We start from the raw sequence: 16,489 nt of genomic DNA on the forward strand, positions 1-16,489 counted from the left end.
GCCGCCGGGTAGAACTCCACGATCTCCCGCGCTTCTCCGATGCGGCGCTGCATGGTCCGGTCGGGTGAGCGGAGGACGCCGCCGATCTCGGCGGCGATCGACCTGAGCGCCATGTCGTGCGCCCGCACGTTCGCCGGTGAACCAGCCGCTTCGGCTTCCGCGAGCTGGCCGGCACGGGCGAGCATCCGCACCTCCGCCACCTGGGCGGCCGCCAGCCTCAGAGCCGCGGATTCCGCCTCGAGCACGAGCTCAGGAAGCGTCACGTCACCGCCAACCGCACCATCGATGACCTGGCACAGGTCACACCACCACCACCGACGAACGGCGCACGGCCGCTGCCTCCGGGTGTGGTCGTGGGGTTCTCCATACCTGCACTGTGACAGGCACCACCGACATTCGCGCGGACCATCATCGTCGACCAGAACCGCAGATCAGATGCACATTCCACCGACATCCAACACCGCGATCCCGAGGCGTGATCCCTGACTCGACGACGCGCTGAGACGAGCGGCGGGATGCGGCAGTACCGGCACCGCTTCAGACCCTCGCCACCTCAGAACGCGCGCGCGCAGGGCAAGACCGAGCCGCCCAGCCGTGCCCCGCCCCGTCAGAACCCGAGCCGCCCCAGCTGCTTCGGGTCGCGCTGCCACTCCTTGGCGACCTTCACGCGGATCGACAGGAAGACCTGCTTGCCGACGAGCGGCTCGATCTCGGCGCGGGCGCGGGCGCCGATCTCCTGCAGGCGCTCGCCGCCCTTGCCGATGATGATGCCCTTCTGGCTGTCGCGCTCGACCCAGAGGTTGGCGTAGACCTCGACGAGCTCCTTGTCGTCGCGCTCGACCAGGTCGTCGATCGTGACGGCGAGCGAGTGCGGCAGCTCATCCTGCACGCCCTCGAGCGCGGCCTCGCGCACGAGCTCGGCGATGCGGTGGTCGAGGCCCTCGTCGGTGACCGAGTCGGCCGGGTAGAGCCGCTCCGACTCGGGCAGCAGCTTGATGAGCTCGCTCGTGAGCAGGTCGAGCTGGATGCGGCTCTGCGCCGAGACGGGGATGATCGTCTCCCACTCGCGCAGCTCGCTGATCTGCAGCAGGCGCTCGGCGACGAGGGGGCGCGGTGCGGCGTCGATCTTCGTGACGATCGCGACCTTCTTCGCCTTCGGGTGCTGGTCGAGCTGCTCGTTGATGAACCGGTCGCCGGGTCCGAGCTTCTCGTCGGCCGGCAGGCAGAAGCCGATGACATCCACGTCGCCCAGCGTCGACTGCACGACGTCGTTGAGGCGCTGGCCGAGCAGGGTGCGCGGCCGGTGCACGCCGGGGGTGTCGACGAGGATCAGCTGCCCGTCGGCGTGGTGCACGACGCCGCGGATCGCGCGGCGCGTGGTCTGCGGCTTCGACGAGGTGATCGCGACCTTCTCGCCGACGAGGGCGTTGGTCAGCGTCGACTTGCCCACGTTGGGGCGGCCGACGAACGTGGCGAATCCGGCACGGAAGAGGTGGTGTCCCATCAGCGCTGCTCCTTCTCGGGCGCCGTGGCGCCGGTGCGGATGCCGCGGGCGGGAGTGCGCACGCCGGCGGCGGGGGTGTCGGTGCCGAACGCCTCCTCGGCGTCGGCGAGGTCGGGGTCGCGCTCGACGACGACCGTGCGCAGGCGGCCGCGACGACCGTCGGTGCGCTCGGCGGTGAGCACGAGTCCGGACACGGTGACGGTCGAGCCCACCTCGGGCAGGCGGCCGAGCACCTTGGTCAGCAATCCGCCGACCGAGTCGACGTCGTCGTCGTCGAGCTCGATGCCGAACAGGTCGCCGAGCTCGTCGGTGGCGAGGGCGGCGCGCACGCGCCACCGTCCCGGCTCGAGCTCGGTCGCGTCGTCGACGTCGCGGTCGTACTCGTCGCTGATGTCGCCGACGAGCTCCTCGATGAGGTCCTCGAGCGTGACGAGACCGGCGATGCCGCCGTACTCGTCGACGACCATCGCGAGGTGGTTCGCCTCGCGCTGCATCTCACGCAGGGTGTCGTCGGCCTTCTTCGACTCGGGCACGAACTGGGCGGGCCGGGCGAGCTCGGTGACGGGCACGGCATCCGCATCCCGGCGTCCTTCGTGCAGCAGCCTGGCGACGTCACGCAGGTAGAGGATGCCGAGCACCTCGTCGACGTCGCGACCCGTCACGGGCATACGCGAGACGCCCGTGCGCAGGAACTGCCCCATCGCCTGGGCGACGGTCACGTCGTCGTCGACCGTGACCATGTCGGTGCGCGGGATCATGACCTCGCGCACGACGGTGTCGCCCCACTCGAAGATCGAGTGGATGAGCTCGCGATCGTCCTCTTCGAGCACCTCGGCCTCGGTGGCCTCGTCGACCATCGAGAGCAGCTGCTCCTCGCTCGAGAACGTCGCCGTCGACGGGCGGCCGGGCGTGACCCGGTTGCCGATCGCGACGAGCAGGTCGGCGACCGGCCCGAGGATGACGCGGATGCCGCGCACGAGCGGCGACGCGAAGCCGATCACGCCGCGAGCGTGCGCACGCCCGACGCTGCGCGGACTCGATCCGACGAGCACGAACGAGGTCGCGGTCATGATGAGCACGCTCGCGAGCAGCACCCACCACCAGTCCTCGATCACGATCGAGAGCGCCAGGGTCACGAGCACCGCGGCGCCGGTCTCCGACACGACGCGGAGGAAGTTGACCGCGTTGACGTGCGCGCCGATGTCGTCGGCGATCGCGAGAAGCGAGCGCCGCGAGCGGCTGCGCGAGGCGAGGTCGGCGAGGTCGACGCGGCTCAGCGCGGCGAGCGCCGCATCCGTCGCCGCGAGAAGGCCGCCGAAGGCGACCAGGACGACGGCGATGCCGAGGAAGACGCCGATCATGGCGCCTACCGTCGTCGCTCGGCGACGGCGAAGCCGAGCAGGATCTCGGCCTGGATGCCGAACATCTCCTTGTGCTCCTCGGGCTCCGCGTGGTCGAAGCCGAGCAGATGCAGCACGCCGTGAGCGGTCAGCAGCAGCAGCTCGTCGAGCGTCGAGTGACCGGCGGTGACGGCCTGGGAGGCGGCGACCTGCGGGCAGAGCACGATGTCGCCGAGCAGCCCGGGCGGGGTCAGCTCCTCGTCGTTGCCGGGGCGCAGCTCGTCCATCGGGAAGCTGAGCACGTCGGTCGGGCCCGGCTCGTCCATCCACTGCACGTGCAGCTGCTCCATCGCGGCCTCGTCGACGAGCTGGATCGCCAGCTCGGCGTCGGGGTGCACGCGCATGTGGTCGAGGGCGAAGGCCGCGAGCCGCTGGATGGCGGCGACATCCGCCTCCATGCCCGACTCGTTGTTGATCTCGATCGACATCAGCGGCCTCTCTGCCACGGCGGGCGGCGGTCTTGCGGGGTGTGGCCGCGGCGTTCGGCGCGGTTGGCGCCCTCGCGGGCGCCGTCGGATCGGGCGTCGCGCTGCTCGCGCTCGAAGCGTCGCGCCTGCTGCTGCTCGTCGTATTCGGTGTAGGCGTCGACGATGCGGCCGACGAGGCTGTGACGAACGACGTCGTCGCTCGTGAGACGGGCGAAGTGGATGTCGTCGATCCCGTCGAGCACCTTCGTCACCAGGCGGAGTCCGCTCGCCGCGGCGGGCAGGTCGACCTGGGTGATGTCGCCGGTGATGACCATGCGGGAGTCGAAGCCGAGGCGGGTGAGGAACATCTTCATCTGCTCGGGCGTCGTGTTCTGCGCCTCGTCGAGCACGACGAAGGCGTTGTTGAGCGTGCGCCCGCGCATGTAGGCGAGCGGCGCCACCTCGACCGTGCCGGTCGCGAGCAGCTTCGGCACGAGCTCGGGATCCATCATCTCGTTGAGCGCGTCGTAGAGCGGCCGCAGGTAGGGGTCGATCTTGTCGGTCAGCGTTCCGGGCAGGAAGCCGAGCCGCTCCCCCGCCTCGATGGCCGGGCGCGACAGGATGATGCGCTCGACCTCCTTGCGCTGCAGCGCCTGCACGGCCTTCGCCATGGCGAGGTAGGTCTTGCCGGTTCCGGCCGGGCCGATGCCGAAGGTGATCGTGTTCTCGTCGATCGCATCCACGTAGGCGCGCTGTCCGGCCGTCTTCGGGCGGATGACCTTGCCGCGGCTGTTGAGGATGACCTGGCCGAGCAGCTCGGCCGGCCTGCCCTCGCCGCGGTCGAGGATGCGCGCCGAGCTGGTCACGTCGCTGGCGCCGAGGTCGGCGCCGTCGCGCACCATCGTCACGAGCTCCTCGACGAGGGTGCGGGCGGCCCGCACCTCGCGGGCGTCGCCCTCGAGGGTCACGTGGTTGCCGCGCACATGCACGGCGACCTCGGGGTACTGCTTCTCGATCGTGGTCAGCAGGCGGTCCTGCGGGCCGAGCAGTCGCACCATGGCGACGCCGTCGACCTCGATCTCCGCGCGGTCGGCGCCGCCGATCGGGGTGGGGCGGGGGTCGATCCCCGCAGAGCTGGTGCCGTCAGGCAAGTTTTCCTTCCTCGAGGCCGCCGCCGAGCACGTGCGCGTGCACGTGGAACACGGTCTGGCCGGCCTCAGCGCCGGTGTTGAAGACGAGTCGGTACTGGCCGCCGGAGTGCTCGTCGGCGAGCTTCTGGGCGGTGGCGACGACGTGGGCGAGCAGGGCCGGATCTCCGGCGGCGAGCTCGCTGACGTCGCGGTAGGCGTCGGTCTTGGGGATGACGAGCAGGTGCACGGGCGCCTGCGGGGCGATGTCGCGGATCGCGATCACCCGGTCGTCGTCGAGCACGATGTCGGCCGGGATCTCACCCGCGATGATGCGGCTGAAGATCGAGGGGGCGCTGTCGCTCATGAGTCCATCGTAATCGGCGGGAACAGGCCGCCGCAGTGCGCTCGCGCCCGGCGAACACCGCCCCGCAGCCGCCGCGGAGACACCGTCGGCGACCCCGCTCAGGACTCGAGCTCCCAGAGCTGCCGGTACCAGCGGATGCGCTCCTCATCCGGCTCGATTCCGTACGCGGCATAGAAGGCGGCGTCGCGCCCCGGCCCGTAGTTCCACTCCAGGCTCATGCTCGCGACGGCGAGGTCGGCCCAGCGGTCGCCGGGCGCCAGATCGCCGAGGTCGACGTGCGCGGCGAAGCGACCGTGCGCATCGAGGAGTGTGTTGGGCGCGCAGGCGTCACCGTGCACGAGCACCGGATCGTCGATCGGCGGACGCGCGCCGAGCTGCGCCGGTTGACGCCCGACCCAGGTCTCATCGGCCCAGTGCGTCGGCACGTCGGCGAGCGGGAGGGCGTGGATGCGCTGCAGCCCCTCGGCGATCGCCGCGATCGCGACCTCGGGTCGCGCGCGGTTGGCGTCGGTGACGGCCGTGTCGCCGGCGAGCGCGGCGGTCACGAGCCAGGCGCCGTCCGCATCCGAGCCGGCATCGAGCACCCGCGGCGCCGGATGCCGGCCCTCGAGCCAGCGCATCCGCTCCTCCTCGCGGCGCAGCGCCGCGGCGAGCACGGGCGGCGACCACTTCACGATGCGCTCGCCGAGCCAGAACGTCAGACCGCCGAGGGAGTTCTGCCAGAGCGCCCGCGGCTCGACCCCGGCCTCCGCCGCGAGGCGGGCGATCACGCGCGGCAGCTCGAACCCGGTCGGGTCGAGCTGGCAGCTGAGGTCGGGGGCCGCCGTCAGGTCGCGGCCGCGCTCGTCGTGCGGATCCGCCTCCGCGGTCATCTCACCAGCGCCCCAGCCGCGCCGCGAGCACCGCGATCGCGGCCGGGCCCGCCGTCGAGGTGCGCAGCACCTCCGCGCCGAGCCGCACGCCGACGGCGCCCGCATCGGCCAGCAGCGCCAGCTCGCGCGGCGAGATTCCGCCCTCGGGTCCGACGACGAAGGTCACCCGTCCCTCGCTCGGCAGCTCGACGCGCGAGATCGGCTCGGCGCCGCCCGGGTCGAGCACCAGCACGAGCCCCTCCGAGCGCGCGAGCTCGGTCGTCGTCTGCGGCGCCGTCACCTCCGGCACGCGGGTGCGGATGCTCTGCTTGGCCGCCTCGCGCGCGATCGACTCCCAGCGGGCGCGGCCCTTCGCGGCCTTCGCCGCATCCCAGCGGGTGACCGAGCGCTCCGCCGACCACGGCACGATGCCGGCGACGCCGAGCTCGGTCGCCGCCTGCACCGCCATCTCGTCGCGCCCGCCCTTCGCGAGCGCCTGCGCGAGCCAGAGCTGCGGCTGCGGATCGGCCTCGACGCGCGTCTCGTCGACCTCGAGCACGAGCTCGCCCGGCTCGACGCTGACGACCGCGCCCGTGACGATCACGCCGTCGCCGTTGCCGATCGAGACGCGCTCGCCGACCCGGGTGCGCGCGACCTTGACCGCGTGCGCCGCCTCCTCACCGTGGATCGCCACCCGCGCACCGGCGACCGCCTGCGCCGCCGTCAACTCGGGGTTGAGATAGAGCCACGCCATCGGTCAGCCCTCCGGGATCAGCGGACCGCGTCGGACGCGGGCCGCGCGCGGGTCGGAACGGGTCAGAAGTTGAGGAAGCGGTCGCGCAGCTTCGCGAACAGCCCCTGCTGGAAGGTCGCGAACTCCGGCTTGATCGGCGGGCGGCTCTGCGCGAACTGCTCGAAGATCGCCTTCTCCTTCGAGTTGAGACGCACCGGGGTGATGACCTGCACGCCGACCTTGAGGTCGCCGCGGCCGCCGCCGCGCAGGTGGGTGATGCCGCGATCCTTGACGGTCAGCACCTCGGCGCTCTGCGTGCCCGGCTTGATCTCGAGGTCGACGTCGCCATCGAGCGAGGCGAGCGTGACCTTGGTGCCGAGCACCGCATCCGTCATCTGCACCTCGACCGTCGCGAGCAGGTCGTCGTTCGTGCGGCTGAAGACGTCGTGGTGCGCGACCTTGACCTCGAGGTAGAGGTCGCCGTTCGGTCCGCCGGCCTGGCCGGCCTCGCCCTCGCCGGGCAGGTGGATGCGCATGCCCGTGTCGACGCCGGCCGGCACGTCGACGCCGACCGTGCGCTTGGCGCGCACGCGTCCCTGACCCGCGCAGGTCACGCAGGGCGAGGGGATGACGGTGCCGTAGCCGCGGCAGGTGCCGCAGGGGCTCGAGGTCATGACGTTGCCCAGCAGCGAGCGCACCGAGCGCTGGATCTGACCCGCACCGCGGCAGATGTCGCAGGTCTGCACGTGCGTGCCGGGGGCGGCGCAGGCGCCGTCGCAGGTGGGACAGCGAACCGCGGTGTCGATCTCCAGATCGCGGGCGGTGCCGAACACGACCTCGTCGAGGTCGACCTCGATGCGCAGCAGCGCATCCTGGCCGCGCTCCGTTCGCGAGCGGGGGCCGCTCTGGCGCTGGGCCGCGTTGAAGAAGGTCTCGAAGATGTCGCCGAAGCCGCCGTTGAACGCGCCGGAGCCGAACGACGCCGAGTCGCCGAGGTCGTAGCGCTGACGCTGCTGCGGATCGCTGAGCACGTCGTAGGCGTGCGTCACCGACTTGAAGCGCTCGGCCGCGTCCTCACTGGGATTGACGTCGGGGTGAAGCTCGCGCGCCAGACGGCGGTACGCCTTCTTGATGTCCTCGGGCGAGGCGTCGCGAGCGACACCCAGCACCTCGTAGTGGTCGGTCGTGGCCACGAAGGTCAGTCCTCTCCGAGCAGTCGCGACAGGTAGCGCGCCACCGCGCGCACCGCCGCCATGTTGTTCGAGTAATCCATGCGCGTCGGTCCGAGCAGGCCCACGTGCGCGAGGCTGCCGCCGGCGCTGTAGCCGCTCGAGACGACGCTCGTCTCCTCGAGGCCGGTGCCCGCGTTCTCGCGCCCGATGCGCACCGCGACCCCCGCCTCGTCGATCTCCATCTCGCCGAACAGCTTGAGCAGGGTCACCTGCTCCTCGATCGCCTCGAGCACCGGGAAGATGCTGCCGGTGAAGTCGCCCTCGGTGCGGGCGAGGTTGGCGGTGCCGGCCATGACCAGGCGGTCCTGCCGGCTGTCGGCCAGCTGCCGCGCGAGCCGCGCCGCGATCCGGTCGGCCAGGGCGCGACGGGGCGCAGGGATGCCGTCGAGCAGCCGGGCGAGCACGCCGGGCGCCTCGCTCAGGGTCACGCCGATCAGCTCGGCGTTGAGTCGGGCGCGCAGCTCGGCGAGGTAGGGCTCCTCGGCGGCGGCCTGCTCGGCCGCGTCCGCGAGCTCGATCAGGCTCTGGTCGACGCGCCCGGAATCGGTGATCAGCACCGACATCAGCCGGCTCGGCGCGAGCGCCACGATCTCGACGTGCCGCACGCGCGACGAGCCGAAGAGCGGATACTGCGCCAGCGCCACCTGGTTCGTGAGCTGCGAGAGCATCCGCACCGTGCGCGCCAGCACATCGTCGAGGTCGTCGGCCTGACCGAGGAAGGCCTCGATCGCGTGGCGCTGCGCGGGGCTGAGCGGACGCAGGTCGGTGAGCTGGTCGACGAAGACCCGGTAGCCCTTGTCGGTCGGCACGCGACCCGACGAGGTGTGCGGGGCCGCGATCAGCTCCTCGTCTTCGAGCTGAGCCATGTCGTTGCGGATCGTCGCGGCCGAGACGCCGAAGGCGTGCCGCTCGACGATCGACTTCGAGCCGACCGGCTCGCGCGACTCGACGTAGTCCTGCACGATCGCGCGCAGCACCGCGAGGGAGCGTTCCGAGACCACGGTGCTCCTTCCCTGTCGCGTCCTGATCGCGTCGCCCCGGCCGTGCTCGCCGTCCGTCTCGCCGATCACGGCGAGGGCGGCGCTGGCACTCCAGTGCGAAGACTGCCAAGTCTAACCGCCGCAACACCGGGAATGTCGTTGCACCGCCGACGAGCCACCCACTACCGTGAGTGCCGCGTCCCGGCTGGTCTTCTGCGACCGAGACGGCGACCGCACGACCTCATCCCGGGAGCCGCCCCCGCGTTCCCCCTCTGAAAGGCATACGCCGCCATGACGGACCCCAACAACCCCCAGCAGCCCGGTCAGCCGCAGTACGGCGCGCCCCAGCAGCCGCAGCAGCCGGCCTACGGCGCCCCGCAGCAGCCGGGTCAGCCCCAGTACGGCGCACCCCAGCAGCCGCAGTACGGCGCCCCGCAGGGGGGCTACGGCCAGCCCGGCCAGCAGCCGCAGTACGGCGCTCCGCAGCCCGCACCCGCCCAGCCGCTCAGCCCGGCCGAAGACAAGCAGTGGGCCTCGTTCGCCCACCTCGGCGGCATCCTCGGCTTCCTGCCGTCGCTGCTCATCTGGCTCATCCTCAAGGAGCGCGGCCCGCTCGTCGCCCAGGAGGGCAAGGAGGCGCTGAACTTCCAGATCACGATCGTGTTCGGCGCGATCGCCGCGTTCATCCTCAACATCATCTTCGGCGTCGTCGCGGCCACCACCGGGGTGCCGATCGGCTTCCTCGGCAGCCTGCTGTCGCTCGCGGTGTGGGTCTGCAGCCTGATCTTCTCGATCATCGGCTTCACCCGCGTCAACGGCGGCGGCGCGTACCGCTACCCCTTCGCGATCCGCATCATCAAGTAATCGCGACGCGCGTCCGACGGCGCCGGATCCCCGAGCGGGGTCCGGCGCCGTCGCCGTCTCCGGCGCGGGCCGAGCGAGCGCGATGGGGAGCGGTGTCCCTCGACCTGGGGCGACTCGGGTGGTTCACTGTCAGTCATGAGCGACGGTCAGACACCCCCTCCCGCCGACACCCCGCAGCCCGAAGGCACGCCGGGCGTCACCCCGCCTCCGCCCGCCGGCGCGACTCCCCCGCCCGGTGCGGTTCCGCCGCCCGGCGCTCCGGGCGCATACCCGCAGCAGGGATACGCCCAGCCGGGCTACCCCACCCAGCCGCAGATGAGCCCCACCGACGAGAAGACCTGGGCGATCCTGCTGCACCTGAGCCCGATCCTCATCAGCTTCATCGGCCCGCTGATCGGCTACCTCGTGCTGAAGGACCGCGGTCCGTTCATCAGCCACCACGCGAAGCAGGCGCTGAACTTCAACATCACGGTCGCGATCGGCTACCTCGCCTCGGCCCTGCTGATGTTCGTGATCATCGGCTTCGTCACCTATCCGATCGTCGCGATCCTCGCGATCGTGTTCGCGATCATCGCGGCCGTCAAGACCAACCAGGGCGAGTACTACCGCTACCCGCTCGCCATCCAGTTCATCAAGTAGGGCTCGCGCCCGAGGGATGCGGTCAGTCGCCGAGCAGGCGACGCACCACCGCATCCGCCAGCAGTCGTCCCGGCCGGGTCAGCACGATCCGGCCGGCGACGGCGGCCCGGCCGTCGACCAGCCCCTCCGCGATGAGCCCCGCGACCGCGCGGCGGCCCTCGGCGTCGAGCACCTCGGTCGGCAGGCCGTCGACGACCCGCGTCTCGAGCAGCACGCGCTCGACGCGGCGCGTCTCGTCGTCCAGGGTCTCGCGCGCTTGCGCCGGCGAGATCCCCTCGCCGATCCGGCCCGCGTAGGCGGCCGGATGCTTCACGTTCCACCAGCGCACCCCGCCCACGTGGCTGTGCGCGCCGGGGCCGACGCCCCACCAGTCCTGGCTCGTCCAGTAGGCGAGGTTGTGCCGCGATCGGCGCTCGGCGCCGCGGGAGAAGTTGCTGACCTCGTACCAGTCGTAGCCCGCCCCGGTGAAGGCCGCATCCGCCATGTCGTAGAAGTCGGCCTGGGCGTCGTCGGAGGGCTCGGGCACCTCGCCCCGCTTGATCTGGCGGGCGAGCTTCGTGCCCTGCTCGACGATGAGCGCGTAGGCCGAGACGTGCCCGGGTTCCTCGGCGAGAACGGCGTCGAGCGTGCGCGCCCACTGATCCGCGGTCTCGCCGGGCGAGCCGTAGATCACGTCGAGGCTCACCTCGAGCCCCGCCTCGCGCGCCCAGCGCACGACCTGCGGCACCCGCGCCGGGTCGTGGGTCCGCTCGAGCGTCGCCAGCACCTCGGGCACGGCCGACTGCATGCCGAAGCTGACCCGGGTGAAACCGGCTTCGGCGAGCGCGACCAGGTCGCGCGCATCCACCGAGTCGGGGTTCGCCTCGGTGGTGATCTCGGCGCCCGGCGCGAAGCCCCAGGTGTCGCGGATGCCGTGCAGCATCGCCGCGAGGTCGCCGACCGGCAGAAGGGTCGGAGTGCCGCCGCCGAAGAACACGGTCGACACCGGGCGTGCCCCGACACCCGCCCGATCGAGCACGCCGCCGGCGAAGCGGATCTCGTCGAGCGCCTGGCCGGCGTAGTCCGACTGCTTGACGCCGCGGATCTCGCTCGCCGTGTAGGTGTTGAAGTCGCAGTAGCCGCAGCGCACCGTGCAGAACGGCACGTGCACGTAGACGCCGAGGTCGCGATCGGCGGCGCCCACGGCGGCGGACGCCGGGAGCGTTCCGTCGGCCGGAGCCGGGTCGCCCTCCGGGAGGATGCTCGGCATCAGGCGGGATCTCTCGTCTCGGCTGCCGCGGCGCTCCCGGCGGCGGGATCCGCCGGCTGGGGCACGACCGCCTCGGGTGCGGTGTCGGCGGCGAGCGGGGTCGCGAGCGCGCGCAGGTAGCGGGCGGTGTAGAAGCCCTGGGTGAGGCGCAGCACGGGGCTCGTGAGCCACCAGAAGAAGCCGCCGGGGCGCGAGAACGCGCGGATCGACACCCACACCGAGCCGTCGTCGCTGCGTTCGACGACGAAGGCCTCCTCGCCGCGCTCGGCATGGCCCGGCAGGGTGCCGTAGGCGAATCCGCGACGGTTGGGCTCGTCGACGACGTAGACGACTCGCGCCGGGAATCGCAGGCGCAGCGGGCCGAAGGGGATGCCGAGCCAGGCGGTGTCGCCGGGGCGCAGCAGCGGGCGTCCGTCGGCGGCGTAGATCCGCTCACCGGAGCCGTCGACGACAGCCGGGGCGATCGGAGAGCCGTCATCGTCGAACCCGACCGGGGTGTAGCCCATCCGGTCGAGCTCCGCGGGCGTCTCGACGACCTCGACGCGGAATCCCGAGCGCTGCTGGATGCCCCAGGTCAGCGTCTCGGTCCAGGCGTGCTCCCAGCGCGCGGGCCCGTGACCGATCAGCGCGCGGCGCTCGAGCGGCCGGTACCCGGTCGGCGGATACTCCATCAGGTCGGGCGCGCGGGTGGCTCCGACGGCGGCGTAGCTGACGGCGCGCTCCCAGATCGGCGCGCGTCTCGACATGACGGCCATGCTAACCCGGGCTCCGCATCCGCCCCGAACCGGGGCGGTCAGCGGGTGACGTCGCCGAGCTGGGTCAGCGCCCTGCCCTGCCGCGCGGCGGCGTCGTCGATCGCGACGCGGGCGCTCGCCTTGCGCTGATCGAAGATCGTGCCCAGGTCGCGGGCGAGCTGCGGGCGGCGGCGCACGAGCTGCTCCAGCTCGGCGATCGGCAGCGAGAGCACGGTCACGTCGTCGACCGCGGTCGCGTCGGAGGGGTTGATCTCGTTCGTCAGCGCCCCGATGCCGACCATCTCGCCGCGGGTGAGGCGCCCGAGGGGGATGTCGCCGCCGCCGTCGACCGGTGAGGTCAGCGCGACGGTTCCGACGGCGATGACGCGCAGCGCCGGCGAGGGGTCGCCGGCGTGCTGCAGCTTCTCGCCCGCGCCGAAGCGCTGCAGCAGCACCCGGTCGGCGAAGGCCTCCGCCTCCGCCTGAGTGAGGCGCAGGCTCGCGGCGACCGACGTGAACAGCGCGAGCCGGCGCTCGGGCGTGTTGTAGTCGTCGGTCAGGTCGTTGTCGAGGTGCAGGTTCGCGCGACGGGCCGCGTACCAGAGCACCGTGTGGAAGCGAGCGGTCGCCTCGGCCTCGATCGCCGGCGAGGCGACGGGGATGTCGACCGCGTACTTCGCGCCGCCGAGCGGATAGGCGCTGGGCGTCTGATCGGCCGCGAGGAGGGGCAGGTCGTCGGCGACGCGACGGAGCAGATCGAGCACCTCGTGCGGCGGGTCGTCGGTCGCGAACGCCAGCGTGATCGACACGACGAAGGCGCCCGGCGCCTTGCTGAGGTTGTCGAAGGAGGCGCCGGCGAGCGTGCCGTTGGGCACGATGTGGATGCCGTTGCCGGTGTCGATGTGCACGGCCCGCCAGTTCACCTCGACGACGCGCCCGCGCACGCCGCCGGTGTCGAGCCAGTCCCCCAGCCGGAAGGGCTGCTCGAACAGCAGGAACAGCCCCGAGACGACCGGGCCGACGGCGTTCTGCAGAGCGAGGCCGATGACGACGGTGCTGACGCCGAGTGCCGTGAACAGGCCCCCGACATCCGCGCCCCACACCCAGGCGAACAGCACGCCGAGGCCGACGAGGATCAGCACGAGCCGGAAGATGTCGACGAAGATCGACGGCATCCGCGCGCGCCAGCTCTCGGGCCGCGCGCGCGTGAAGAGGGCGACGTTGACGCCGTTGAGCACGACCAGCAGCACCGCGAAGCCGAAGAAGGTCGCGGCGACGCGGGTCCAGGTGAGGTCCTTCTCGCCCAGCTGCACCTGGCTGATGAGGATGAGCAGGGCCGCGAGCGGCACGAGGAAGTTGCGCACCAGGCGCACCACCTTCGCCGCCTGCGGGTGCCGTCGCGCCATCACCGCGTACAGCTCGGTCAGCACGAGCAGCACGATCGGCAGACCGATGACGACCGCCAGCGACGGCCAGAACCAGGGCTGCGCTAGCAGGTCAACCACGGCGGGCCTCGCGATCGGCGGCGGAGCGATCGACCTTGAACACCCGCTCGTCGCCGAAGCCGGCCGACTCGGTCAGCGGGATCGTGTCGGGCAGCTGGTCGGCGACGCGCTGGGTGACGAAGATGCCCGGCCCCTCGGCCGCATCCTGCACCCGGTGCGCGAGGCTGACCGCGTCGCCCCACATGTCGTAGACGACGCTCGAGCGTCCGATCAGGCCGCTCGTCACGGTGCCCGAGTCGACGCCGGCCCGCAGCGTCAGGGTCGCGCCGTGCTGCGCCCCGAGGCGATCGAGCACGTTCTGCATCTCGATCGCGAACTCGACCACGCGTCGCGCGTTGTCGACGCGGGGCACGATGAGCCCGCAGCTGGCGAGGTAGCCCTCGAGACGGGTGGTGCGCACCCGCTCGACGCCGAGGCGGGTCGCGGCCTCGTCGAAGCCGCGCACGATGTCGTTGAGCAGGGCGAGGCTCTGCGCCGACTCCATGCCGCGACTGAAGTCATCGAAGCCGACGATGTCGGCGAAGATCACGGACACGTCCTGGTGGTCTTCGGCGATCGTCTCGTCGCCCTGCCGGTAGCGTTTCGCGACCGTCTCGGGCATGACCGTGTGCAGCAGGCGGTCGTACTCGGCGCGCTCCGCATCCAGCAGCTCGGCCTTGATCTCGAGGCTGCGGCTCATGTCGTTGAAGGCGACGCCGAGATCGGCGACCTCGTCGCGGGATCCGGTGTCGACCTGCACGCCCAGCTCGCCGGCGCTGACCCGCTGCACCGCGGTCTGCAGGCGCCGCAGCGGTCTCAGGAAGATCTGCGCCAGCAGCAGCGAGAGCAGGCTCACCAGCAGCGCGATCGCGGCCGTGGAGAGCACGAGGTTGCGGGTGAACTCCGCCGCCGAGGAGTAGGCCTCGGCGGTCGTGATGCGCGCGACGATGACCCAGTTGAGCCCCTCGATCTGCAGCGGCGCGTAGGCCGCGAGCGACTGGCCGCCCACATAGCTCGGCGCTTCGTTCGTGCCCGTCTTGCCCTGCAGGGCGCTCGTGACGGAGGCGTTGCGCAGCGGCTGCAGCAGGATCGTGCTCTTCGCCGCCACGACCTTCTTCGCGGTCGCGGAGGGGGTGCCGCCGGCGATCGCGTCCTTCGCGTAGTCCTTCGGGTGCTGGATCAGCTCCCGCGAGTTGGAGCGCATCGTGCGGTCGTCGCCGGCCAGGTACACCTCGCCGGTCTCGCCCAGCCCCTGCTTCGCCCATCCCTCGTCGCCGGTCATGACGTTGTTGATCGTCTCGACCGGGATCTGCAGGGCGAGCACACCCGTCACCCGCCCGTCGCGGTCGCCGATCGGCGAGAGCGCCCAGGCGGTCGGGCTGTCCAGCGACGGCACGTAGCGCTCGAAGTCGGTGAAGCGGGTCGCGTCGACGCTGTTGGTCGCGAGCACCTCGTCGTAGGCCTTCGCGAGCGCGGAGTCGCGGTACGGCCCGGTGCGCAGGTTCGTTCCGAGATCGGCGCCGAGGTAGGCCGAGTAGACGACGTCGCCGTCGGTGTCGAGCAGCAGCGCGTCTTCGAAGCCGATGCGATCGACGAGGCTCGCGAAGAAGGAGTTGTACTCGGCGTTGGCGGCGGACCAGGCGCTGCCATCGCCCGCATCCGACGTCGCGAGCGCCGTGTCGTAGTCGAGGGCGAGCGGAGCCGTGTACTTCGACTGCAGGTACACGCCGGCCGGATCGGTGGGCGCGAAGGCGGTGTCGCTGAACTGCTCGCCCGCGTTCTTCTCGAGCGCCGGCACGAAGGTGTCGGAGTAGAAGTCGCTGACCGCAGACTCCTCGGCCGGGGTCGGCGTCTGCTTCTGCAGCTCGGCGAAGCCCGCGTTGAAGGCCTCCGACGCGGCGACCGCGCTGTCGTTGCCCGAGGCGAGGATCGCCGTGGTGCGGATGTTCTCCATCGTGCGCGTGATCTCGGCGGCACGGGCTCCGCGGATTCCGACGAGCTGATCGAGCGCGGCCTTCTTCAGCGCCCCGGTCGCGCTGGCGTAGCCGATCGCCCCGACGACGATCGTCGACAGCAGGCTCGTGAGCAGCAGCATGACGAGCAGCTTCGACTGGATGCTGAGGCCGCGGCGGGTACCTCCGCGGCGGGTGCCGAGCGGCAGAGTCGTCGACTCTCGGCTCGGCGCCGACCCGGTCGCGGAACCCGGTCCCGCGAGCGGGTCGGCCGCCGATGCGGCGCCGGTCGCGCCCTGCGACGCGGTCGCGTCGGCTCGGTCGTTCGCGTCGGTCATCGGGCCCCTCCCCTGACCCGCTGCCCGTGTCATCCGCCCAGCCGTGGGTCAGCGGTTGCTCGAACTGTAATGCTCGGTCCACCCCGCAGTCGAGGGTGGAATCGACGAGTGTCGGCTGGCGCCACGAACGCTGACGCTGAGACAGCCGCGCGCCGCCCTCAGGTCGAACCGGCGTCGCGATCGAGATCGGGATGCGCGTCGAGCCAGCTGCGCACGTCGGGCGGGGGCGCCGTCGCGATCCAGGCCTCGACCACGAGCTCGGCGAGCCGCGCGTCGTCGAGCGTCTCGAGCACGGCGAGCACGGCCGGGAACCCGTCGAAGTGCTGGATGGTGAACACGGCGTCGTCGGCGGCCCGCAGCTCCTGCTTCGCGAGCTCGTCGGCGACGCGGAACGCGGTGATCGTGCCCGGCGGAGGCGGACCCTCGCGTCGCACGTCGGCCTTCGTGAACGGCCGGATCCAGACGAAGCCGCTGCCGCCGGCGCGCGCCTTCCAGACCAGGTGCCCGAAGCGCACGCTCTCCTCGGCGCCGGGCATCGCGAGCGCGAGCGCCCGCAAGCGGGCGATGCGGACCGGATCCGGGCTCGCCTCCGCCGTCCCGACTGCCCCGTCACCGCTCATGCGCGGCA

At 71.8% G+C, this 16,489-nt stretch carries 16 protein-coding genes and 1 pseudogene; 2 read left to right on the forward strand and 15 right to left on the reverse strand.

Going from position 1 to position 16,489, the window contains the following annotated elements; translation table 11 throughout:
• The 10 genes and pseudogenes from FJ657_RS12685 to hrcA form a co-directional block, all read right to left on the reverse strand.
• Positions 1-245, reverse strand: a pseudogene (locus tag FJ657_RS12685) (HNH endonuclease); the annotation flags it as partial.
• Between the two features lie 362 nt (positions 246-607).
• Entirely contained in the window at positions 608-1,504 is an 897-nt protein-coding gene (gene era / locus FJ657_RS12690) for a GTPase Era (protein ID WP_141164099.1), read from the reverse strand.
• A complete protein-coding gene (locus FJ657_RS12695; RefSeq protein ID WP_141164100.1) occupies positions 1,504-2,865 on the reverse strand; it encodes a hemolysin family protein in 1,362 nt (453 codons plus the stop codon). Before FJ657_RS12695 ends, era begins: the two co-directional genes overlap by 1 nt.
• 5 nt (positions 2,866-2,870) lie before the next feature.
• Positions 2,871-3,332, reverse strand: coding sequence for an rRNA maturation RNase YbeY (gene ybeY, locus FJ657_RS12700; protein WP_141164101.1), 462 nt, complete (start codon positions 3,330-3,332; stop codon positions 2,871-2,873).
• Positions 3,332-4,369 (reverse strand): PhoH family protein, encoded by a 1,038-nt coding sequence (locus FJ657_RS12705; RefSeq protein ID WP_141164524.1) that lies wholly within the window; start codon positions 4,367-4,369, stop codon positions 3,332-3,334. Before FJ657_RS12705 ends, ybeY begins: the two co-directional genes overlap by 1 nt.
• Positions 4,370-4,454: 85 nt before the next feature.
• Positions 4,455-4,805 (reverse strand): histidine triad nucleotide-binding protein, encoded by a 351-nt coding sequence (locus tag FJ657_RS12710; protein WP_141164102.1) that lies wholly within the window; start codon positions 4,803-4,805, stop codon positions 4,455-4,457.
• Positions 4,806-4,903: 98 nt separating this feature from the next.
• Positions 4,904-5,677 carry a phosphotransferase gene (locus tag FJ657_RS12715; protein WP_141164103.1) on the reverse strand — a complete coding sequence of 258 codons (774 nt, stop codon included), beginning with the start codon at positions 5,675-5,677 and terminating at the stop codon, positions 4,904-4,906.
• Between the two features lies 1 nt (position 5,678).
• Positions 5,679-6,410: a 16S rRNA (uracil(1498)-N(3))-methyltransferase gene (locus tag FJ657_RS12720; protein WP_141164104.1), complete on the reverse strand. Its 732-nt coding sequence runs from the start codon at positions 6,408-6,410 to the stop codon at positions 5,679-5,681.
• A gap of 62 nt (positions 6,411-6,472) precedes the next feature.
• On the reverse strand, positions 6,473-7,582 hold the full coding sequence (gene dnaJ / locus FJ657_RS12725) for a molecular chaperone DnaJ (RefSeq protein ID WP_141164105.1): 1,110 nt from the start codon (positions 7,580-7,582) through the stop codon (positions 6,473-6,475).
• Between the two features lie 5 nt (positions 7,583-7,587).
• A complete protein-coding gene (gene hrcA, locus FJ657_RS12730; RefSeq protein WP_141164106.1) occupies positions 7,588-8,622 on the reverse strand; it encodes a heat-inducible transcriptional repressor HrcA in 1,035 nt (344 codons plus the stop codon).
• A 270-nt stretch (positions 8,623-8,892) separates the two neighbouring features.
• On the opposite strand from hrcA, the gene FJ657_RS12735 reads away from it, so the two are divergent.
• Both FJ657_RS12735 and FJ657_RS17420 read left to right on the forward strand, forming a co-directional pair.
• Complete coding sequence (locus FJ657_RS12735; protein WP_141164107.1) at positions 8,893-9,465, forward strand: DUF4870 domain-containing protein; 573 nt, start codon at positions 8,893-8,895, stop codon at positions 9,463-9,465.
• Between the two features lie 135 nt (positions 9,466-9,600).
• Positions 9,601-10,104, forward strand: coding sequence for a DUF4870 domain-containing protein (locus FJ657_RS17420; protein WP_255447328.1), 504 nt, complete (start codon positions 9,601-9,603; stop codon positions 10,102-10,104).
• Positions 10,105-10,126: 22 nt separating this feature from the next.
• On the opposite strand, the gene hemW is transcribed toward FJ657_RS17420, so the two are convergent.
• From hemW to FJ657_RS12765, 5 genes are all read right to left on the reverse strand, one after another.
• Entirely contained in the window at positions 10,127-11,353 is a 1,227-nt protein-coding gene (gene hemW / locus FJ657_RS12745; RefSeq protein ID WP_141164108.1) for a radical SAM family heme chaperone HemW, read from the reverse strand.
• The gene (locus FJ657_RS12750) at positions 11,353-12,099 is read right to left on the reverse strand and encodes a DUF1990 domain-containing protein (protein ID WP_141164109.1); all 747 of its coding nucleotides are present in this window, start codon (positions 12,097-12,099) and stop codon (positions 11,353-11,355) included. The genes hemW and FJ657_RS12750 overlap by 1 nt, the downstream gene beginning before the upstream one ends.
• Before the next feature lie 47 nt (positions 12,100-12,146).
• Positions 12,147-13,592 carry a mechanosensitive ion channel domain-containing protein gene (locus tag FJ657_RS12755; RefSeq protein ID WP_141164110.1) on the reverse strand — a complete coding sequence of 482 codons (1,446 nt, stop codon included), beginning with the start codon at positions 13,590-13,592 and terminating at the stop codon, positions 12,147-12,149.
• Positions 13,585-15,861 (reverse strand): adenylate/guanylate cyclase domain-containing protein, encoded by a 2,277-nt coding sequence (locus FJ657_RS12760; RefSeq protein WP_181408972.1) that lies wholly within the window; start codon positions 15,859-15,861, stop codon positions 13,585-13,587. Before FJ657_RS12760 ends, FJ657_RS12755 begins: the two co-directional genes overlap by 8 nt.
• Before the next feature lie 158 nt (positions 15,862-16,019).
• The gene (locus FJ657_RS12765; protein ID WP_141164112.1) at positions 16,020-16,481 is read right to left on the reverse strand and encodes an MmcQ/YjbR family DNA-binding protein; all 462 of its coding nucleotides are present in this window, start codon (positions 16,479-16,481) and stop codon (positions 16,020-16,022) included.
• Between the last annotated feature and the right edge of the window lie 8 nt (positions 16,482-16,489).

Source organism: Schumannella soli, assembly GCF_006517435.1.
Classification (GTDB): Bacteria; Actinomycetota; Actinomycetes; order Actinomycetales; family Microbacteriaceae; genus Schumannella; species Schumannella soli.